The following is a 19,903-nucleotide window of genomic DNA, read 5'->3' as shown; positions in this document are numbered from 1 at the left end:
AGCAGTTGCTTGACTGGTACAGAAAACAGGGCGCAAAAAAGCAAGCAGGGCACAGGGTGCGGTGCTTGCGGGCTGGCAGCGGCGCAAGGGCCGCCGGAAGGCTAGCTCAGTTGGAAGGTCAGCGGTACTAACACGTACACGGGAACAGGCTTGCCGTTTTCGATCATCGGCTTGAACAGCGCGCGCTGGGCTGCCTGGCGGCCTGCCTCATCGAGGTTGCCGTAGCCGGTCGATTTATGGATCAGGATTTGCTCGGGCAAGCCCTTTTCATTGATCAGGATGCGCAACACCACGGTGCCGCTCTCGCCCAGGCGGCGCGACAGATTCGGGTAGATCAGTTGCGGCGCCTTGATGTATTCGACGCTGCTGACGGTGCGCGGCGTCGACGGCGCCGGAGGCGTGGGCGACGGTGTCGATGGCGCTGTCGGCGCGGCGGTGGCAACCGGTGCCGCTTCGGCGCGCGTCGGCTGCGGCGGCGTGATCGTCGGTTCGCTCGGCGCCACGGCGATCAGCGGCAGCGGCGGGATCACGGCGGGCGGCACGGGGGCGCTCAATTCCACGGTTTTCGGTACGGACGGCGCTGGCGGCTTGGGCGGCGCCGGCGGGGCGATGATGCTGATGGTGGTGATGGTCGGCATGGCCGCCGTGACCACACGGCTCAGCAGGCCGCTCTGGATGGCGTAAAAGCCGGCGATGTGCAGGACGACGATGGCCATCAGCGGCGCGAATTTGTTGCGCTTCTTGTCGAAGTCGGCAAATTGCTGCACGGCCTGCACCGTTACGGGCGGGGGCATCATCGTCATGGCGTTCATCGCTTTCTTTAGTTTGTCAGTACAGCTCGCATCAATACGGTTTCTTGCAGCGCCACGGTGGCGTTCAGGTGATCGTTCAGCACTTCCCGCGCGCAGGTGTGGCATTTGCCGCAGCAGGTGGCCACGCCCAGGTCGCGGCGCAGTTCGGCCATGCTGGACAGGCCAAGATCGACGGCTTGACGGATTTCACGATCAGATATGTTGTTGCAGACACATACAATCATTGATACACCTTCTGGCTGGAGGATGAACAGACACTAGTGCTGGAAAGCATTGTTGCTAGTGTTTTAATGAGAATCATTATCATTACGTTTCATTGTCGCGCAAAGCGGGGGACAATGCAAGTGATTTTGATCAAGTGTGCGGCAATTGGCGGCCTGGCGCCGCAGCTTCACAGGCCATGTTTCCGAATGACGCAGCCCTTGATGGGGGCGGCTCTCCGGGCTAAATAAAAACTATTCGCATTCATGTTTATAATGCTGGTATTGTCTCGGACGGTCACCGTCTGGACAGATTGAATGGCCGCTTGTCGGTAATGCGCAACAGTTGCGTTTTACCTCACAAACCTGGAACCGGTGCAAGGCGCCTTGCGCCGTCGCCGGTATCAGGTGTTCTTAATTTGAACGGAATTTGCTCATGACTCTAGTTCCACCCATGATGACGCTCGATGCGCTGGCAGTCGGCCAGAGCGGCACGGTGTTGCATATCACGCCCCACACGGCAGGACAGACGGAGGACGGCGTCGACCTGGCCCGCCGCTTGATGGAGTTGGGATTCGTTCCCGGCGAACGTATCCGCATGCTCAAGCGCGGCATTCCCGGCGGCGATCCGCTGGCCATCAAGGTCGGCAATGCCACGTTCGCACTGCGCCGCTTCGAAGCGGCGCTGATTACGATTCAACCGCTGCTTCAACCGGAATGACCATGGGTGCTGTCGAAACTATCGTGGATGCAGGCGTGCACAAGCCGCCGCATCAGCCACAAATTGCCTTGCTGGGCAATCCGAACTGCGGCAAGACCGCCCTGTTCAACCGTTTGACGGGCGCGCGCCAGAAAGTGGCGAACTACGCCGGCGTGACCATCGAGCGCAAGGAAGGCCATTTCACCTCGCCAGCCGGCAAGCCCGTGCGCCTGCTCGACCTGCCGGGCGCCTACAGCCTGTCGGCCACCACGCCCGATGAAGCCATCACGCGCGACGTGGTGGGCGGCTTGCGCCGCGGCGACCCGCGTCCGGACGCCATCATCTGCGTCGTCGACGCCACCAACCTGCGCCTGAATCTGCGCCTGGTGCTGGAAGTCAAGCGCCTGGGCCTGCCCATGTTGCTGGCGCTGAACATGACGGACGTGGCGCGCAAGCGCGGCATGCTGATCGACACGGTGAAACTGTCGCAGGAACTGGGCATGCCCGTGGTGGAAACCGTGGCGGTGCAGCACGATGGCGAAAAAGCCTTGCTGAACGCCATCGACGCCATGCTGCCGCTGCCGACCGTGGAGGCGAAACCGCTGGCGGCCATCGATGCCGTCAGCGTCGAAGAAACCCAGCGCGAAGTGCGCCGCATCCTGTCCGCCGTCAGCAATGACACGAGCGACAAGGGCAACCTGACGGAAAAGATCGACGACGTGGTGCTGCACCCCGTGTTCGGCCCCATCATCCTGGCCGTGCTGATGTTCCTGATCTTCCAGGCCGTGTTTGCCTGGGCCGCCACGCCGATGGAAATGATCACCGATGGCGTGGGCCACCTGGGTGCCGTGCTGACGGCGAACATGCCAGACGGTCACCTGAAAAGCCTGCTGGTGGAAGGCATCATCGGCGGCGTCGGCAGCGTGCTGGTGTTCCTGCCGCAGATCCTGATCCTGTTCTTCTTCATCCTGAGCCTGGAAGACTGCGGCTACCTGCCGCGCGCCGCCTTCCTGCTGGATCGCCTGATGGGCGGCGTGGGCCTGTCCGGCCGCGCCTTCATCCCGCTGCTGTCGAGCTTTGCCTGCGCCATTCCCGGCGTGATGGCGGCGCGTACCATCCAGAATCCGCGCGACCGCCTGGTCACCATCATGATCGCGCCGCTGATGACGTGTTCGGCGCGCCTGCCCGTGTATGCGCTGATCATCGCCGCCTTCATCCCGGAACGCCAGGTATGGGGCTATCTGAGCCTGCAAGGCCTGGTGCTGTTCGTGCTGTACTTCGCCGGCATCATCTCGGCCATGGCCGTGGCCTGGGTCATGAAACGCGGCATGGGTGTGCGCGGCAACCAGCCGCTGATGCTGGAATTGCCCGCCTATCACTGGCCGCACCTGCGCAACCTGGCCGTCAGCCTGTGGGAGCGCGCGAAGATCTTCCTGACGCGCGTCGGTACCATCATCCTGAGCCTGATGATCATCCTGTGGTTCCTCAGCACCTTCCCCGGCGCGCCGGATAACGCCATCCATCCGCCGATCTACTACAGCCTGGCCGGCATCCTGGGCCGCGGCCTGGAAGTGATCTTCGCGCCCATCGGCTTCAATTGGCAGATCTGCATCGCGCTGGTGCCGGGCATGGCGGCGCGCGAAGTGGCCGTCGGCGCCCTGGGTACCGTGTATGCGCTGTCGCAAACGGGCGACGCGCTGGCCACCACCCTGGAGCCGCTGATCGCCCATTCGTGGTCGCTGGCGACCGCGCTGTCCTTGCTGGCCTGGTATGTGTTTGCGCCGCAGTGCCTGTCGACGCTCTCCGTGGTGAAGCGCGAGACGGGCGGCTGGCGCTATCCGCTGCTGATGGCCGGCTACATGTTCGCGCTGGCGTATGCCGCCTCGTTCATCACGTACCGTGTCGCCCTGATGCTGGGCGCTTAGGAGAAAACCATGTGGCAAACCCTCATCGTCGCCCTGATCGTCGCAGCCGCGCTGCTGCATTTTTCGACCAAGTACCTACCGGCGGGCGTGCGCCGCGCCATCGTGCGGGGCCTCGTGCGCTGCGGCCTCGATGAGGCAAAGATGTCGACCTTCTTCAAGGTGGCGCCGGGCTGCGGTAGCGGTTGCGGTTCCTGCGGCTCGTGCGACAGCCCGCCGCCGCCGTCAAGCACGCCGCCAGCCGATGGCAGCAGCAAGCGCGTGATCCTGATGCAGGTGCAGCGCCAGGACTGATGTACGTCTAGCCACGGGTGCGCCCGTGGGCTACACTGGGCTTTCCACATGGCAAGGAGTGGCAATGGCGATACTGTTGATCTTCATGTTTTTGTTTGCGGTCGCCACCTGGCTGCTGGCCAGCCGGCGCGGCCGCCACGGGGGACTGTGGTTCGGCATCGGCCTGTTTCTCGGACCGTTTGCCTTGCTGGCGGTGGCGGCCCTGCCGCCCGTGCCGGCGCGCTGACCTTGTATGATTAAAACCCGCAAGCGCGGGTTTTTTTACGCCTGTGCATCTGCGTGGCGCAGCCGGTACTGGCGCGGCGAGCAAGCCATGACGCGCTTGAAGGCGTGGCTGAAGGCGCTGTCGGAATCGTAGCCCAGCGCCTGTGCGATCAAGGTGACGGGCGCGCTGCCGTCCTTCAGGCGCCGCGTGGCCAGGCGCATGCGCCAGCGCAGCAGATAGTCGAGCGGCGTCACGCCCACCCGCTTCTTGAAGTGCAAGGCAAAGGCGGAGCGTGACTGCCCCGCGACGGCGGCCAGCTGCTGCAAGGTCCAGCGCCGCGCCGGTTGCGCGTGCATGGCCTCGATGGCGGCGCGCAGCCGGGGATCGGCCAGCGCGAACAGCCAGCCCACCGGGTGCGAGGCCTGCGCTTCAAGATACTGGCGCAGCATTTGCAGCAGCATCATGTGGCCCAGGTGGCGCGTCATCAGCGCCGCGCCGGGCGCCGTCGCCTGCAGTTCCTGCGCCAACCGTTGCAAGGCCCAGTGCAGCACGCTGGCCTGGTCCGTATCGCCGCGCACGTGCAGCAGCGGCGGCAGGCAGTCGAGCAGGATGGCCGCTTCGTCGCCAAAGTGGAAGCGTCCGCCGATGAGGAAGAAATCGTGCTGCGGCGCGCCGTGGCGGGCCACGCCCTGCTGCGTGTGCCGGTACACTTCCAGTGCTGGCGCGGCCGGCAAGCCGGGCGTGCTGGCCAGGGTGAACGCGCGTCCCGGCGCCAGCAGGAAGCAGTCGCCCGTCTGCAGCTGCACGGGAGCGTCGATACCCGCGACCGTCAGCCAGCAAGCGCCTTCGATCACGGCGTTGAACTTGATGCCGTCCGGCGGCGGAAAATCGATGGCCCACTCGCCGCCCGCCTTCAGGCCGGCAAAGTAGGAGCTGCGCGTATCAAACAGCGAGAGTACATCGGAGAGCAAATCCATGGTGGCGGCAATTCTGGACGATGGCGATAGTATTGCGGATTTTACGCCATTCACCGTCCAGAACTGCTCGCGCAAAATACGCATGTCGCCAGCCATCCCGCGCTGGCCACCCACATGCAGAGGCAGACATGACATACGGCGATCACAGGCAAATTCCCCTTCATTCCGGTTTTGGCGCGGCCACGACCGCCAGCGAGGTGCTGGCCGGCCGCGACCTGTCCGGCGTGCAGGCCATCGTCACGGGCGGCGCGTCGGGCCTGGGGCTGGAAACGGTGCGCGTGCTGGCTGGCGCTGGCGCCAGGGTGCTGGTGCCGGCGCGCGACCAGCATCAGGCGCAAGCGGCACTGGCCGGCATGGCTGGCGTGGAGGTCGCGGCGCTCGACCTGCTCGATCCGCAATCGATCGACGCATTCGCGGCCGCCTTCCTTGCCACCGGCCGCCCCCTGCACCTGCTGGTGAACGGCGCCGGCATCATGGCCACGCCCTTGCTGCGCGATGCACGTGGCTACGAGGCGCAGTTCGCGACGAATCACCTAGGGCATTTCCAGTTGACGGCGCGCCTGTGGCCCGCCTTGCGGCAGGCGCAGGGCGCGCGCGTCGTGTGCGTGTCGTCGCTGGGACACCGGCAGGCGGGCGTCGACCTGGACGACCCGCATTTCCTGCGCCAGCCGTACGACAAATGGCGCGCGTATGCGCAGTCGAAAAGCGCCAATGCGCTGTTTGCCGTGGAACTGGACCGACGTGGTGCGGAACACGGCGTGCGCGCCTACTCGCTGCATCCGGGCGCCATCCTGACGCCGCTGGTGCGCCACCTGGACCAGGATGATTTGCGCAGGGTGGGAGCGCTTGACGATGCGGGCCAGGTGAATCCGCCGCCGCAGTCGGGTTTCAAGAATGTGGCGCAGGGAGCGGCCACCACCGTCTGGTGTGCTACCAGCGCGCAGCTTGAGGGCATCGGTGGCGTGTATTGCGAGGATGGCGATATCGCCCCCTTGGTGGAGGACGACAGCATGGGGCCGGGCGTGCGGCGCTGGGCCATCGATCCCGGGCAGGCAAGCCGGCTATGGACGCTGAGCGAACAGATGACGGGCGTGCGCTTCGATTGCGACGCGGCATAAAAAATGCCGGGCAAGGCCCGGCATGTGCAGGAGGGTGGCGTGGCTTTACGCCTTGCCCGCCAGTTTTTCCACCACTGGCACCAGCGCGGCCGGACGGCAGCCGAAGGCGGCCAGGCGGCCTTGCGCATTCGGCGCCAGGTCCAGGTCATACGGCAGGCGGCCCGCCACCAGCCACAGTTTATCCTGCGGCAGGGCGTCGACGAGGCGGCGCTGGCCGTCGACGAACATGGCGTTATACGTTTGCAGCACGATCTGCTGCGCGCCTTGCGCAAAGGCGATGGCTGCATTGACTTCGTCGTCCAGCGCCTCGGCCGACAAGGCGTACTCGCGCACGTCCAGGCCTGCTTCGAGCAGCGCCGGCAGCATCGAACTGCGCGCTTCCTTGTTGCGGCCCAGCGCCACTTCGTCGATTTCGCTGCGCGAGCGCACTTCCACCGTCAGCAGGGTCACGGGCAGGCCCGCGTCGAGCGGGCGGTAGTCGCCCTGCACGCGCAAGGCGGCCTTTTGCAGCAGCTGCGACAGGGCCATCGCGGCCGGCTGCATCAGCGCCGGCGGCGTGAGCGGACGCGCGCGCCAGTCGCGCACGGCGCGGTTGCGCTTGAGTTCAGCCACGCGGGCACAGGCCGCGTCGATGCGGGAGAGCGCGATGTCGCCGCGCTCCACGGCGGCGATGACGGCGTCGATGGCCGCCGTCTGCTGTGCTTCGCGGTGCGAAATGAGGACGATGTCGGCGCCTGCCTGCAAGGTAGCGATGGCGCCCTGGGCGATGCCGATGCCGTCGGCGATGGCCGCCATTTCCAGGCAGTCGGTAATGACGACGCCCTGGTATTTCAACTCGCCGCGCAGCAGGTCCGTCAGCACGCCTTTCGACAGGGTAGCCGGCACGCTGGTGTCGGCCTCGAAGGCGGGGAAGACCACGTGCGCCGTCATGATGGCGTCCACGCCGCCGGCAATGGCCGCGCGGAAGGGCGCCAGTTCCACGGCGCGCAGGCGTTCCTTGTCGTGCGGGACCAGGGCCATGGCGTAATGCGTGTCGATGGCCGTGTCGCCGTGGCCGGGGAAGTGCTTGGCGGTGACGGCCATGCCGCTGGCGCGCTGGCCGCGCATGGCCGCCATGCCGTAGTCGATGACGGTGGCGGCATCCTCGCCATACGCGCGCACGCCGATGACGGGGTTGTTGCGGTTGTTGTTCACGTCCAGCACGGGGGCGAGCAGCAGGTTGATGCCCACCTGGCGCATTTCATCGCCGCTGATCTGGTTCATGCGTTCGCAGTCGTCGATGGAGCCGGCCGCCTGGAAGGCCATCGCGGCGGGAATCGGCGTGACGCCCTGCTCGATGCGCATCACCATGCCGCCTTCCTGGTCGATGGAGATCAGCAGCGGAATGTCGGACACTTCCGCATTGATCTCCTGCAGCTCGCGGCACAGGGCGGACACTTGCGCTGGCGTGTGCACGTTGCGGCGGAACAGGATCACGCCGCCCACCTTCTTGTCGCGTATCAAGGTCTTGATATGCTCGTCCGCCTGCAGGGCGTCGAAGCCCACCATGAATAGCTGTCCTACTTTCTCGCGCAAACCCTGCTCCATGCTGCAACTCCTCCGGTATTCATTCTGATGACGACAAGTCCGTATTGTGGCCCGCGGCGGCGCAATGGAGCGCTCACCGGAAAGCTGCCTTGGTTTTGACCTTATTTTGGTATTGTATTGGATTTGGGTTTTTGCGCAAGTGGTTATTAAGTGGTATTGCTCCACTTGCGCAAGGCCGGGTTCAATCCAGGCGCTGGAACGATGCCGATTGCGCCTTGGGCCAGTACAGGCCGAACACGGGCGGCAGCTGCGGCAGCTGGCTCGGGTCGAGCAGCTGGCCCGCTTCCAGGAAGGGCAGCAGGGCCGAGGCCAGTTTCACCTGGTTTGGCGAGATGCGCCGCACCAGGTGGTGCGGGCGCAGTTCCTGCGGATGCGCCAGGCCGGCGGCGGCGATCAGTTCGGCCAGCGCTTTCATGGTGTTCTGGTGGAAGTGCGCCACGCGGGAGATCTTGTCCGACACTACCAGCGCGCGCTGGCGCTGCGGGTCTTGCGTGGCCACGCCCGTGGGGCAGCGGTCCGTGTGGCAGCTTTGCGACTGGATGCAGCCCAGCGCGAACATGAAGCCGCGCGCCGAATTGCACCAGTCGGCGCCCAGCGCCAGCAAGCGGGCGATGTCGAAGGCCGTGATGATCTTGCCCGAGCAGCCGATCTTGATTCTGTCGCGCAGGTTGGCGCCCACCAGCGTGTTATGCACGAGCACCAGCGCTTCCTGCAGCGGCGTGCCCACATGGTCCGTGAATTCCAGGGGCGCGGCGCCCGTGCCGCCTTCGCTGCCGTCGACGACGATGAAGTCGGGCGTGATGCCCGTTTCCAGCATGGCTTTGACGATGGCGAAGAATTCCCACGGGTGGCCGATGGCCAGCTTGAAGCCCGTCGGCTTGCCGCCGGAGAGCGTGCGCAGGCGGTCGATAAAGTGCAGCATTTCCAGCGGCGTGGAAAAGGCGCTGTGCGCGGCCGGCGAGACGCAATCCTCGCCCACCATCACGCCGCGCGTGGTGGCGATTTCGATCGTCACTTTCGGGCCGGGCAGCACGCCGCCGTGGCCCGGCTTGGCGCCCTGCGACATCTTCAGCTCGATCATTTTCACCTGCTCCGAGCTGGCGTTGGCGATGAAGCGTTCCTCGGAAAACGTGCCGTCCTGGTTGCGGCAGCCGAAGTAGCCGGAGCCGATTTCCCACACCAGGTCGCCGCCGTTTTCGCGGTGGTATGGGCTGATGCTGCCTTCGCCCGTGTCGTGCATGAAGCCGCCGCTGCGCGCGCCGCCGTTCAGGGCCAGGATGGCGTTGGCCGACAGGGCGCCAAAGCTCATCGCCGAGATATTGAAGACGCTGGCCGAATACGGTTTTTCGCGCGGGCAGTCGGGATGGTTGCCGATGTCGATGCGGAAGTCGTGGCCCGTCACCTTGGCGGGGGCGATGGAATGGTTGATCCATTCATAGCCTGCTTCATACACGTCGAGCTGGGTGCCGAACGGGCGCTTGTCCGTCTGCTCCTTGGCGCGCTGGTAGACGATGCTGCGCTGGCTGCGCGAGAACGGCGTCGCCTCGCTGTCGCTTTCCAGGAAATACTGGCGGATTTCGGGGCGGATGCTCTCAAAAAAGAAGCGGAAATGCGCGAGGATGGGGTAATTGCGGCGCAGGGCGCGCTTCGTTTGCAGCAGGTCGCTGATGCCGACCAGGGTCAGCGCGCCGGCCAGCACGGGCAGCCAGTAGTGATCGTAGTAAAACAGGGACAGGACAAAGATGGCTGCCGTCGCAATGAAGGTCAGGTAGCGAAATGGTACTAGGTGCATGGGCACTCCGGTGAAGTCAGACTGATAACTGATGAGTCTACCTTCGATTCGCGGAACGTGCTGGCTGGAAAGAACGCGGCGCCCGCCGGACGCCGCGTGGGTGCTTAGGGTTGTGCAGCGCGGATGCGCTCGACCCGTTCGGTGCTGGCCGGATGGCTCGACAGGTACGGCGTGCCGTGGTCCAGCTTGCCCAGGGCGACAAACACTTGCGCCAGGTGTTCCAGCGGGATGCCGTTCTGGCGCAGCATGGCGATCGCGTAGTCGTCCGCATCGCGTTCGACATCGCGCGAATACTTCAAGTCCAGCAGCAGCGGCGGCAGGGTCGCCACCACCGTCGACACGTCGCCGAACAACAGCGCGGCGCCGGCACCCACGGCCGAGGTCTGGATGATGCGCCGCGTCAGGTGGCGCTGCTGCAAATGTCCCAGCTCATGCGCCAGCACGCCCATGATGGCCTGGTCGTCCGGCAGCAGTTCGATCATTTCGTCGGTCAGCACGATGTCGCCGGACGGCAGGGCAAACGCGTTCGGGCCGATCTTGCTCTTGCGAAACACGATGCGGTGCTCGGGCGTGCTGTCGCCGGGCGTGGCCAGGCGGGCGAACTGGGCGCGCAAGGCTTGCTGGCGCGCGCCATCGAGCTGGCTGGGCGCGAATACATGGCGGTCCAGCATGTCGAGCACGCCCTGGCCCAGCTGCCGTTCGACCGACTGCGGCAGGGCATACGCGATACCCTTGGCCGCCAGCGGCAGCAGGTATTGATAGCTGAGCCACAGGGCCACGATGGTGGCCACCGTAGCCAGCAGGGCGCCGCGCCAGCTTTGCTGCAGCCGCACCACCCAGCCGTCGCGGTGGCCCGTGTCGTGCAGCAGGCTGTTGAAGGCCGCCTGGTCGGCGATTTCCAGGTAGGCGCCGTCGGCAAAGCTGACCTTGCGCACGGCGTGGCTGCTGCGTTCGGACACGTGCAGCTCGCCCAGCGGGCAGCTGCGCTCGATATCGCCGGCCAGCACGGCCTGGCCATCGCGCACGCTGAGCGTGACGTGGTACAGGCGCGAGGTCTGGCCGTCGAAATAGCGCGCGGGCACGGGGGCCGCGCCCGGCGCGTGGTGATCGAGCGTCATGCTACAGCGACAGGTCGAAGTCCAGCAGGTCGACCACGCCTTCGCCCGTGGCCGACACTTGCTGGCCCGTGGCGGCGACAAATTCGTCCAGGCTGCCGTGCACCAGCATGGACGTCGCTTCCAGGCGGTACTTCAGCCAGCGCACGTGGGCGAATGGCGTAAACAGGCCCAGGGTGACGACGATGCCCAGCAGGTTGCTCAGCATGACGAAGGTGGTGCGGCCCCACGTCAACTGCGACTGGAACTGGTGCTGCTGCAGGCGCGTGTGGTTCCAGATCAGGTTCTGGATCATGGTCAGGAACAGCGGCAGCACGGTGAACGCCCACAGGTACAGGGCGCCGATGGCAAACAGCAGGCTGCCAACCTTGGTCTTGTCATTCGCATTGGCCGCAAACGAGGCGAACACGCTGCCGAAGACGACGAAAATCAGGACCAGCAAGCCGCCCAGCAGCAACGCGAAGAACAGCAAATAGGTCTTGTAGAAGCTGCCGACCGTGGCGTCAAAGCTGAAATGGGTGGCGCCGAAACGGCTTTGCGTGTGCTGGAAGCGCTTCAGGCGCTGGTGCAGGAAAGGCGTCATCAGGCCGCCCGTGAAGGTATTCAGGATGGGCAGCCACAGGAAGTACTTGTAGGCTTCCTTGGCGCTGCCGCCAAAGCCGAAGCGGATGCCGCGGTAGCTGGTGTTGTACAGCTTGAATTGCAGGCTTTTCCAGACCAGCCAGGGCAGGATGGCGGCCAGCAGCACGAACATCAGCAAGCCCACGACGGGCGAGACCTGGAAGGCGATGTTGTAGCCGGCGATCAGCACCACGGCGGCGATACGGCCTTTCAGGATGGCGACGGCGTTGCCGTGGTATTCGAAGCTGCCGCCCGCCAGGTGGGTGCTCGAGTAAAAGTAGCGGTTGCGGCGCACCTTGGCCCAGGCGGAATAAATGCCCAGGGTGACGATGCTCAGCAGCAGGTTGACGATCCAGATACGGAAGTATTCGCTGCCGGTGGCACTGAAGGTGATGGCTTCTTGTCGGGGAGTAGTGTTGTTTGCGTCGAAATCCACAGGGGTTTCCTTACTTATTGGAAACAAAACAAGATAAGGGATTATTGAAAAGTTATCAATTGAAAATACTGTTTTTCGCAATTTTTTCGTCGATTCGCTTGCGCTGACCCGAGCCGGCCATCCCCGGCTATACTGGAACTCAACCATTGTTACCGGGAAAACCATGATCGTCGTCCACCATCTGAACAATTCGCGCTCGCAGCGCGTGCTCTGGCTGCTCGAGGAACTGGGCCTCGACTACGAGGTCAAGCGCTACCAGCGCGACCCGAAGACCATGCTGGCGCCCGCTTCGCTGAAGGCCGTGCATCCGTTGGGCAAGTCGCCCGTGATCACGGATGGCGCCAACACCATCGCCGAATCGGGCGCCATCATCGACTACCTGGTCGAGCGCTACGGCAATGGCCGATTGATCCCGGCGGCCGGCACGCCGGACAAGCTGCGCTGGACCTACTGGCTGCATTTCGCGGAAGGCTCGGCCATGCCGCCGCTGCTGCTGAAGCTGGTGTTCGACAAGGTCGAATCGTCGCCGATGCCGTTTTTCGTCAAACCCATCGCGCGCGGCATCGCCAGCAAGGTCAAGAGCAGCTTCATCATGCCCAATATCAACAGCCAGCTGGCCTACATGGAAGCGGAGCTGGAAAAAACCAAATGGTTTGCCGGCAATGAATTCACGGCGGCCGACATCCAGATGAGCTTTCCGCTGGAAGCGGCGGCCATGCGCGGCGGACTCGACGAGCGCCTGCCGAAGCTGACGGCCTTCCTGCAGCGCATCCATGCGCGCCCGGCCTACCAGCGCGCGCTGGAAAAAGGCGGGCCCTACGATTTCGCCAAATAAGCGGCATTCAAGCCCGATGTGCGGGGAACCATACGGTAAAATGCCCGATTCAACCAGTATCCACTTACCGCATGGCCAGACTCCTCGCTATCGACGGCTTGAATATCGTACGCCGCGTCTACGAAGCCAGTCCTGAACCCGATTCCGACCTGAAGGCGGAGATCGCGCTGCGCCATGCGCTGTCGTCGTTCCGCACCCTCATCAACGACCACGAGCCGACGCATATCCTGCCGGCCTTCGACTTTGGCGGCCCCACCTGGCGCCACGCCCTGTATGCCGGTTACCGCGAGGGGCGCCAGCCCATGCCGCAGGTGCTGCGCGACGCCTTGCCCGGTTTCTATGCCACGCTGGCCAGCTTCGGCATGCACGTCGTCAGCATTCCCGAGGTCGAGGCCGACGACGTGATCGGCACGGCCGTCATGCGCTGGCTGCACGAGGGGCGCGGCGCGGCCGTTATCGCCACCACCGACAAGGATTTGCACGGCTTGATCGCCCACGGCGCGCTTGTGTGGGACCATTTCAAGGGCGTCTGGCACGACCACGCCTGGGTCGAGAAAAAGTTCGGCGTGCCGCCGGAACTGCTGCCCGACCTGCTGGCGCTGATGGGCGACGTCACCGACAGCATCCCCGGCGTGTCGAAGATCGGCCTGAAGACGGGCGCGAAACTGTTGCGCGCCTACGGCAATATCGATGCCGTGATGGCCGGCGCGGGCATTTTGCCGGGCGCGCTGGGCGAAAGCCTGCGAAAAGAGCGGGAAATACTGTATCTTTCAAGAAAGTTAGTGGCGCTGAAAACGGATGTCACGTTAGGCGTGACCTGGAACAAGCTCGTGTGGGAAAAATAGAGCTCTTTTGGCCAGAACACGGAATAAATCAAGCAAGGAAAGTAATCATGATGTTAAAGACAGTCCTGATCGATAGCAGCGCCGTGGCGCGCGGCCTGCTGAACACGGTCCTGACCGATGGCGGCTACGATGTCTGCGGGCAGACGCATACCAGCGCGCTGGGGCTGGCGCTGCTGGTCAAGCACCATCCGCATTTCGTGTGCATCGCGCGCGAGCAGGTGGAAGACGGGAGCAACGTGGTGCAGACCATCCGCGCCCAGTATCCGAAGACGCTCATTTTCATGGTTTCGGGCGGCATCGACGCCGCCTCGCTGCAGGCGGCCCACGCCATGGGCGTGTCGGGCTTCATCGTGAAACCGTTCATGGCCGACACGGTCCTGAAAACCGTGCGCAATACGGTGATTGCCATGGTGCGCAAGCAGCAAGCCTTGGCCGCCGCCGCGCAAGGCAATTCCTAGACACCGCTCAGGCCTGTGGCGCTGGCGATGATGCCGCCGCCGAGGCACACGTCGCCGTCATACAGCACGGCCGACTGGCCCGGCGTGACGGCCCATTGCGCCTGGTCAAACGCCAGGCTGAAGTGTTCATTCCCGTCCGGCAGCAGCTGGCAAGCCACGTCGGCCTGGCGGTAGCGCGTCTTGGCGCTCAAGGCGCCCGCCTGCGGCGCGCTGCCTGCCACCCAGCTGGCCTGGTCGGCCGTCAAGGATGGCGACAGCAGCCACGGGTGGTCATGGCCCTGCACCACCCACAGGGTGTTGTTGGCGATATCCTTGCGCGCCACATACCAGGCGTCGCTGCTGCCGTCCGCGTTCTGGTACGACTTCACGCCGCCGATGCCGATGCCCTTGCGCTGGCCCAGCGTATAAAAACTCAGTCCCACGTGTTCGCCCACGGTCTTGCCGTCGGCCGTCTTCATGGGACCGGGCTTGTACGACAGGTAGCGGTTCAAGAATTCGCGGAACGGGCGTTCGCCGATGAAGCAGATGCCCGTCGAATCCTTCTTTTGCGCGTTCGGCAGGGCCAGTTTCTCGGCGATCTGGCGCACTTGCGTCTTCGGAATTTCACCGAGCGGGAACAAGGTCTTGGACAGCTGCGCCTGGTTCAAACGGTGCAGGAAGTAGCTTTGATCCTTGCTGGCGTCGACGGCTTTCAGCAGCTCGTAGCGGCCCGCATCGGTGGGCGCCTGGCGCACGCGCGCATAGTGGCCGGTGGCGATCAGGTCGGCGCCCAGGGTCATGGCGTGGTCGAGGAAGGCCTTGAACTTGATTTCGGCGTTGCACAGCACGTCCGGGTTCGGCGTGCGGCCGGCCTGGTATTCGCGCAAAAAATCGGCGAACACGCGGTCCTTGTATTCGGAGGCGAAATTGACGGCTTCGATATCGACGCCGATGACGTCGGCCACGCTGGCCGCGTCGATCCAGTCCTGGCGCGTGGAGCAGTATTCCGAATCGTCGTCATCTTCCCAGTTTTTCATGAACAGGCCGATGACTTCATAGCCTTGTTCCTTCAGCATCCATGCCGCGACCGAGGAATCGACCCCGCCCGACATGCCGATAACGACTTTCTTCTTGCTCATCTTGCTTTCCAGTTACTTTTAATAATATTGCTATGCGCTATTGAAAACGGACGCATGCGTGTGCAGCAGGGCCAGCGGCGCGCGCCGGCCAGCCAGGTATTCGTCCACGCACTGCAGCACCAGCGGGCTGCGGTGGCGTTCCTGGCACGCCGCCAGCTCGTCGCGCGTCATCCACAGGGTGCGGATGATGCCTTCGTCCAGCGGGCGGTCGTGCTCGGCGCCGGCCGTGCCGCAAAAAGTGAAGCGCAAATAGGTCACGTCCTCGCCCGTGCGCAGTGACTGATAGCGCGACATGTACATGCCGACCAGTGCCGTGGGGATGAAATCGTAGGCCGCTTCTTCCAGCGTTTCGCGGATCACCGCCTGTTCCAGCGACTCGAACGGGTCGAGGTGACCGGCCGGCTGGTTGAGCTTGATGCCTTCGCTGGTCTCTTCTTCAATCAGTAAAAACAGGCCGTCGCGCTCGACGATGGCGGCAACGGTGACAGAGGGTTTCCAGATTCTCGGCATGATTCCATCCTTGAAAGAGCCGACATTTTATCTTGTTCTGCGCGCGCGGTTTGAACCCGGCCTTCTGTTGCGCGGACATATTGATAAATGACAACGTTTTAGCAAATAGCGGTGGGAGGTACTTACGTCTTTCCCGGGGAGCGCACTAGCATGGGGGCTTAGGCGGCAAGATGGCAGGAAACGCCCGCTAATATAGGCTTTACCGGTGGTCAAAACAAGCGCGCACGCACGCTCGACTGTGGTGAGATTGACACACCTTTCCCACAATATGGGCGCCGCGCCGCATGGTGAAACGAATCGTGGGATGCTGGTGAAATTAGTGTCGTACGACTAAAAGTTGCTGGTTCACAAACGTTTAACGCGCTGCTTTCCGTGTTAGATTCTAGTCAGTTTATCAATTAGCGGAGGCATCATGAGGATAGGCATACCGGCCGAAACACGGCCTGGTGAAACACGGGTGGCAGCAACGCCCGAGACAGTCAAGAAGCTGGCAGCCAAACATCAGATCGTCGTGCAATCGGGAGCGGGCTTGCAAGCGTCGATTCCCGACGACGCGTATGCCGCCGCCGGCGCGCAGATCGGCACCGCCCAGGAAGCCTATGGCTGCGCCATCGTGCTTAAGGTGCGCGCGCCCGATGCCGATGAACGGGCCCTGATGTCCAGCGGCACGGTGCTGATCGGCATGTTGAACCCGTTTGACGCGGACAATATCGCCGCCATGGCCGCGGCCGGCCTGTCCGCCTTTGCGCTGGAAGCCGTGCCGCGCATCACGCGCGCGCAGTCGATGGACGTGCTGTCGTCGCAGGCGAACATCGCCGGCTACAAGGCCGTGCTGGTGGCCGCGAATACCTATCAGCGCTTCATGCCGATGCTGATGACGGCGGCCGGCACCGTCAAGGCGGCCCGCGTGCTGATCATGGGCGTGGGCGTGGCAGGGCTGCAGGCGATCGCCACGGCCAAGCGCCTGGGTGCCGTCATCGAGGCGTCCGACGTGCGCCCGCCCGTCAAGGAACAAGTGGAGTCGCTGGGCGCCAAGTTCCTCGACGTGCCTTTCCTCACGGAGGAAGAAAAAGAGATCGCCAAGGGCTCGGGCGGCTATGCGCGCGCCATGCCGGCCGACTGGATGCGCCGCCAGGCCGAACTGGTGCATGAACGGGCGAAACTGGCCGACATCATCATCACCACCGCGCTGATTCCCGGCCGCGCCGCGCCCGTGCTCATTTCCGAAGAAACGGTGAAGGCCATGAAACCCGGTTCCGTCATCGTCGACCTGGCCGTGGAGCAGGGCGGCAATTGCCCGCTCTCGGAACTGGGCAAGACGGTGCTCAAGCACGGCGTCTACATCGTGGGCGAACCGAACCTCGCGACCCTGGTGGCGGCCGACGCGTCGGCCCTGTATGCGCGCAACGTGCTGGACTTCTTGAAGCTCATCATCGACAAGGACGACCAGTTGCTGATCGACCGCGAGGATGAAATCATCAAGGCCAGCCTGGTATGTGCGGGCAGCGAAATCTTACGTAAATAAGTTACAAAAACAACGCGGCACCGGGAGAGAACCACATCATGGAAATCAGTCACACCATCATTAACCTGATCATCTTCGTGCTGGCCATTTATGTCGGCTACCACGTCGTCTGGACCGTCACGCCGGCGCTGCATACGCCGCTGATGGCCGTTACCAATGCCATTTCCGCCATCATCATCGTCGGCGCCATGCTGGCGGCCGGCCTGACGCAAGGCCCGCTGGCGCAGGCGGCCGGCACCCTGGCCGTGGCCCTGGCCGCCGTCAACGTGTTTGGCGGCTTCCTCGTCACGCAGCGCATGCTCGAGATGTTCCGTAAAAAAGAACCGAAAGCCAAGCAAGGAGCAAAAGAATGAGTCATGCCATGAGCTTCGTCACCCTGAACCTGGTGACGATGATGTACCTGATCGCCTCGGTGTGCTTCATCCAGGCCTTGAAAGGCCTGTCGTCGCCCTCGACGGCGCGCCGCGGCAATGCCTTCGGCATGAGCGGCATGGCCATTGCCGCCGTCACCACCGTGGCGCTGATCCTGAAACTGAAGGAGCAGCAAGCGGGCGGCATGGGCCTGACCCTCGTCATCATCGGCATCGTCACGGGCGGCGCCATCGGCGCCTACCTGGCGAAAACCGTGGAAATGACGAAGATGCCGGAACTGGTGGCGGCCATGCATTCGCTGATCGGCCTGGCGGCCGTGTGCATCGCCGTGGCGGCCGTCTCCGAGCCGTGGGCCTTCAATATCGCCAAACAGGGCGAGGCGCTGCCCATCGGTAACCGCTTCGAGCTGTTCATCGGCACCTTTGTCGGCGCCATCACCTTCTCCGGTTCGGTGATCGCCTTCGGCAAGCTATCGGGCAAATACAAGTTTCGCCTGTTCCAGGGCGCGCCCGTCAGCTTCAAGGGCCAGCACATGCTCAACCTGGTGCTGGCGCTGGTGATGATCGCGCTGGGCCTGGTGTTCTGCTTTGCCGACGGCGCCGAGCCGGCCTGGACGCCGTTCATCGTCATGGCCGTCATCGCCTTTGCGCTGGGCGTGCTGATCATCATTCCCATCGGCGGCGCCGACATGCCGGTGGTGGTGTCCATGCTCAACAGCTACTCGGGCTGGGCTGCGGCCGGCATCGGTTTTTCGCTGAATAACTCGATGCTGATCATCGCCGGTTCGCTCGTCGGCTCGTCCGGCGCGATCCTGTCGTACATCATGTGCAAGGCCATGAACCGCTCGTTCTTCAACGTCATCCTCGGCGGCTTCGGCGGCGATGCGCCGGCCGCCGGCGTGGCGGGCGCGCAGGAACAGCGTCCCGTGAAATCGGGTTCGGCCGACGACGCCGCCTTCATCATGGGCAATGCGGAAACCGTCATCATCGTGCCCGGCTACGGCCTGGCCGTGGCGCGCGCGCAGCACTCGCTGAAAGAACTGGTGGAAAAGCTCACGCACAAGGGCGTCACCGTCAAGTATGCGATTCACCCCGTGGCGGGGCGCATGCCGGGCCACATGAACGTGCTGCTGGCCGAGGCGGAAGTGCCATATGACCAGGTCTTCGAGATGGAAGACATCAACGGCGAATTCGGCCAGACGGACGTGGTGCTGGTGCTGGGCGCGAACGACGTGGTCAACCCGGCGGCGAAAGACCCGAAATCGTCGATCGCCGGCATGCCGATCCTGGAAGCCTACAAGGCCAAGAGCATCATCGTCAACAAGCGTTCGATGGCGTCCGGCTATGCGGGCCTGGACAACGATTTGTTCTATCAGGCGAACACGATGATGGTGTTCGGCGACGCCAAGAAGGTGATCGAGGATATGGTGAAGGCAATCGAGTAAAGTCTCCCGGTGCAGGAGGAGCGGCCCGCCTTGCGCGGGCCGTTTTTATTGGCCGGCCGCTGCCGCGACGACCTGGTTGCGTCCCTGGTGCTTGGCGACATACAGGGCTTTGTCGGCATCCGACATGGCCGCATCCAGGCTGGCGCCCTGCACCAGCGGCGCCACGCCGATACTGATGGTGACGTGCAGCGGGGAACCGTCGGGCAGCACGGTGACCGCCGCCGCCACGGCTGCGCGGATGCGTTCGGCCACCTGGTGTGCCTGCTGCAGGCTGGCGTCGGGGAACAGCAGGCCGAACTCCTCGCCGCCGAGGCGCGCCGCCACGTCGGTGATGCGTCCCGTGTCGCGCAGCGCCTGCGCCACCGTGCGCAGCACGGCGTCGCCCACGGCATGGCCATAGCGGTCGTTGATCTTCTTGAAGTGGTCGAGGTCGGCCACGCCCACGCTCAGGGCGGCGCCGCTGCGTGCCGCGCGCGCCATCGCCTGCTCGGCTTGCGCTTCATAGGCGCGCCGGTTCGGCAGCGACGTCAGCGCATCGTGCAGCGCCTGCTGTTCCAGCTGCGCCAGCAGGCTGGCGTTTTTCGCCGCCAGTTCGCGCCGTTCGCGCACGTCGAGCAAGAAGGCGCCGAAATAGCGCATGCCGTCGACCACGCCCAGGTCCATCGCCTTCATTTCGATGGGGATCATTTGCGTGTCGCGGTGGCGGATGGCGAATTCGCGTATCTTGCCCAGCACACTGGAGGTGCGCGAGCTGCGGATGTAATTGAGCACGTGGTTGTCGTGCTGCGCGCCGACGGCGTCAGGCAGCAGGCCGTTCAGGGTCTGGCCCAGCAATTCCCCGCTGGCATAGCCCGACAGCGTTTGCATGGCGCCATTGATATAGCGGATGCGGCACTGCTCGTCGATGATGATGACGGCGTCGAGGGCGTCTTCCAGCAGGCGGGAAAAGAGGACTTCGGGAAGAGCGGCAGGCGGTGCTGCGGGCAATGCATCTGTCATGGAACGGTCGCCAAAAGC

21 protein-coding genes are annotated in these 19,903 nt (G+C 64.0%); 11 read left to right on the top strand and 10 right to left on the bottom strand.

Annotated features, from left to right (window positions below; all coding sequences use genetic code 11):
• Positions 1 to 101: 101 nt before the first annotated feature.
• Entirely contained in the window at positions 102 to 803 is a 702-nt protein-coding gene (locus O3298_RS07730; RefSeq protein WP_305058920.1) for an energy transducer TonB, read from the bottom strand.
• Between the two features lie 17 nt (positions 804 to 820).
• The gene (locus O3298_RS07725) at positions 821 to 1,036 is read right to left on the bottom strand and encodes a bacterioferritin-associated ferredoxin (protein ID WP_034745611.1); all 216 of its coding nucleotides are present in this window, start codon (positions 1,034 to 1,036) and stop codon (positions 821 to 823) included.
• Positions 1,037 to 1,448: 412 nt separating this feature from the next.
• Between O3298_RS07725 and O3298_RS07720 the strand changes: the two genes are divergently transcribed.
• From O3298_RS07720 to O3298_RS07705, 4 genes are all read left to right on the top strand, one after another.
• Entirely contained in the window at positions 1,449 to 1,733 is a 285-nt protein-coding gene (locus O3298_RS07720) for a FeoA family protein (protein WP_077408814.1), read from the top strand.
• Positions 1,730 to 3,637, top strand: coding sequence for a ferrous iron transporter B (locus O3298_RS07715; protein ID WP_369811504.1), 1,908 nt, complete (start codon positions 1,730 to 1,732; stop codon positions 3,635 to 3,637). The genes O3298_RS07720 and O3298_RS07715 overlap by 4 nt, the downstream gene beginning before the upstream one ends.
• Positions 3,638 to 3,646: 9 nt before the next feature.
• A complete protein-coding gene (locus tag O3298_RS07710; protein WP_289900615.1) occupies positions 3,647 to 3,928 on the top strand; it encodes a hypothetical protein in 282 nt (93 codons plus the stop codon).
• A gap of 64 nt (positions 3,929 to 3,992) precedes the next feature.
• Positions 3,993 to 4,154: a hypothetical protein gene (locus O3298_RS07705; RefSeq protein ID WP_161784184.1), complete on the top strand. Its 162-nt coding sequence runs from the start codon at positions 3,993 to 3,995 to the stop codon at positions 4,152 to 4,154.
• A gap of 35 nt (positions 4,155 to 4,189) precedes the next feature.
• Here the strand turns inward: O3298_RS07705 and O3298_RS07700 are convergent, their stop codons facing one another.
• Entirely contained in the window at positions 4,190 to 5,194 is a 1,005-nt protein-coding gene (locus tag O3298_RS07700) for a cupin domain-containing protein (protein ID WP_369811503.1), read from the bottom strand.
• Between the two features lie 44 nt (positions 5,195 to 5,238).
• Between O3298_RS07700 and O3298_RS07695 the strand changes: the two genes are divergently transcribed.
• On the top strand, positions 5,239 to 6,228 hold the full coding sequence (locus O3298_RS07695; RefSeq protein WP_305058918.1) for an oxidoreductase: 990 nt from the start codon (positions 5,239 to 5,241) through the stop codon (positions 6,226 to 6,228).
• Between the two features lie 45 nt (positions 6,229 to 6,273).
• On the opposite strand, the gene nagZ is transcribed toward O3298_RS07695, so the two are convergent.
• The 4 genes from nagZ to O3298_RS07675 form a co-directional block, all read right to left on the bottom strand.
• A complete protein-coding gene (nagZ, locus tag O3298_RS07690) occupies positions 6,274 to 7,815 on the bottom strand; it encodes a beta-N-acetylhexosaminidase (protein ID WP_289912713.1) in 1,542 nt (513 codons plus the stop codon).
• A 181-nt stretch (positions 7,816 to 7,996) separates the two neighbouring features.
• Positions 7,997 to 9,607, bottom strand: a complete 1,611-nt coding sequence (locus O3298_RS07685) for an FMN-binding glutamate synthase family protein (protein ID WP_305058917.1) — start codon at positions 9,605 to 9,607, stop codon at positions 7,997 to 7,999.
• A gap of 104 nt (positions 9,608 to 9,711) precedes the next feature.
• Complete coding sequence (locus O3298_RS07680) at positions 9,712 to 10,725, bottom strand: M48 family metallopeptidase (protein WP_289917758.1); 1,014 nt, start codon at positions 10,723 to 10,725, stop codon at positions 9,712 to 9,714.
• Between the two features lies 1 nt (position 10,726).
• A complete protein-coding gene (locus O3298_RS07675) occupies positions 10,727 to 11,779 on the bottom strand; it encodes a YjgN family protein (protein WP_257218824.1) in 1,053 nt (350 codons plus the stop codon).
• A gap of 163 nt (positions 11,780 to 11,942) precedes the next feature.
• Here O3298_RS07675 and O3298_RS07670 point away from each other — a divergent pair, with 163 nt between their 5' ends.
• The 3 genes from O3298_RS07670 (at position 11,943) to O3298_RS07660 (ending at position 13,917) form a co-directional block, all read left to right on the top strand.
• The gene (locus O3298_RS07670) at positions 11,943 to 12,614 is read left to right on the top strand and encodes a glutathione S-transferase (protein ID WP_305058916.1); all 672 of its coding nucleotides are present in this window, start codon (positions 11,943 to 11,945) and stop codon (positions 12,612 to 12,614) included.
• Positions 12,615 to 12,685: 71 nt separating this feature from the next.
• A complete protein-coding gene (locus O3298_RS07665; protein WP_034778849.1) occupies positions 12,686 to 13,459 on the top strand; it encodes a 5'-3' exonuclease H3TH domain-containing protein in 774 nt (257 codons plus the stop codon).
• A 50-nt stretch (positions 13,460 to 13,509) separates the two neighbouring features.
• Positions 13,510 to 13,917 carry a response regulator gene (locus O3298_RS07660; RefSeq protein WP_034779039.1) on the top strand — a complete coding sequence of 136 codons (408 nt, stop codon included), beginning with the start codon at positions 13,510 to 13,512 and terminating at the stop codon, positions 13,915 to 13,917.
• Here O3298_RS07660 and mnmA read toward each other — a convergent pair.
• Positions 13,914 to 15,035 carry a tRNA 2-thiouridine(34) synthase MnmA gene (gene mnmA / locus O3298_RS07655; RefSeq protein ID WP_099666243.1) on the bottom strand — a complete coding sequence of 374 codons (1,122 nt, stop codon included), beginning with the start codon at positions 15,033 to 15,035 and terminating at the stop codon, positions 13,914 to 13,916. The two genes, O3298_RS07660 and mnmA, sit on opposite strands and share 4 nt — an antisense overlap.
• Before the next feature lie 30 nt (positions 15,036 to 15,065).
• A complete protein-coding gene (locus O3298_RS07650; protein ID WP_010401817.1) occupies positions 15,066 to 15,545 on the bottom strand; it encodes an NUDIX hydrolase in 480 nt (159 codons plus the stop codon).
• 412 nt (positions 15,546 to 15,957) lie between these two features.
• On the opposite strand from O3298_RS07650, the gene O3298_RS07645 reads away from it, so the two are divergent.
• The 3 genes from O3298_RS07645 to O3298_RS07635 are packed head-to-tail and all read left to right on the top strand — an operon-like array spanning position 15,958 to position 18,886.
• Complete coding sequence (locus O3298_RS07645) at positions 15,958 to 17,070, top strand: Re/Si-specific NAD(P)(+) transhydrogenase subunit alpha (RefSeq protein WP_305058915.1); 1,113 nt, start codon at positions 15,958 to 15,960, stop codon at positions 17,068 to 17,070.
• Positions 17,071 to 17,108: 38 nt separating this feature from the next.
• Positions 17,109 to 17,423 carry an NAD(P) transhydrogenase subunit alpha gene (locus tag O3298_RS07640; protein ID WP_034778841.1) on the top strand — a complete coding sequence of 105 codons (315 nt, stop codon included), beginning with the start codon at positions 17,109 to 17,111 and terminating at the stop codon, positions 17,421 to 17,423.
• Between the two features lie 8 nt (positions 17,424 to 17,431).
• Positions 17,432 to 18,886 carry an NAD(P)(+) transhydrogenase (Re/Si-specific) subunit beta gene (locus O3298_RS07635; RefSeq protein ID WP_099666245.1) on the top strand — a complete coding sequence of 485 codons (1,455 nt, stop codon included), beginning with the start codon at positions 17,432 to 17,434 and terminating at the stop codon, positions 18,884 to 18,886.
• A 45-nt stretch (positions 18,887 to 18,931) separates the two neighbouring features.
• On the opposite strand, the gene O3298_RS07630 is transcribed toward O3298_RS07635, so the two are convergent.
• On the bottom strand, positions 18,932 to 19,885 hold the full coding sequence (locus O3298_RS07630; RefSeq protein ID WP_077408800.1) for a sensor domain-containing diguanylate cyclase: 954 nt from the start codon (positions 19,883 to 19,885) through the stop codon (positions 18,932 to 18,934).
• Positions 19,886 to 19,903 lie beyond the last annotated feature (18 nt).

The organism is Janthinobacterium sp. SUN137 (assembly GCF_030587265.1).
Classification (GTDB): domain Bacteria; phylum Pseudomonadota; class Gammaproteobacteria; order Burkholderiales; family Burkholderiaceae_D; genus Janthinobacterium; species Janthinobacterium kumbetense.
This window is presented reverse-complemented; position numbering and strand designations above follow the sequence as displayed.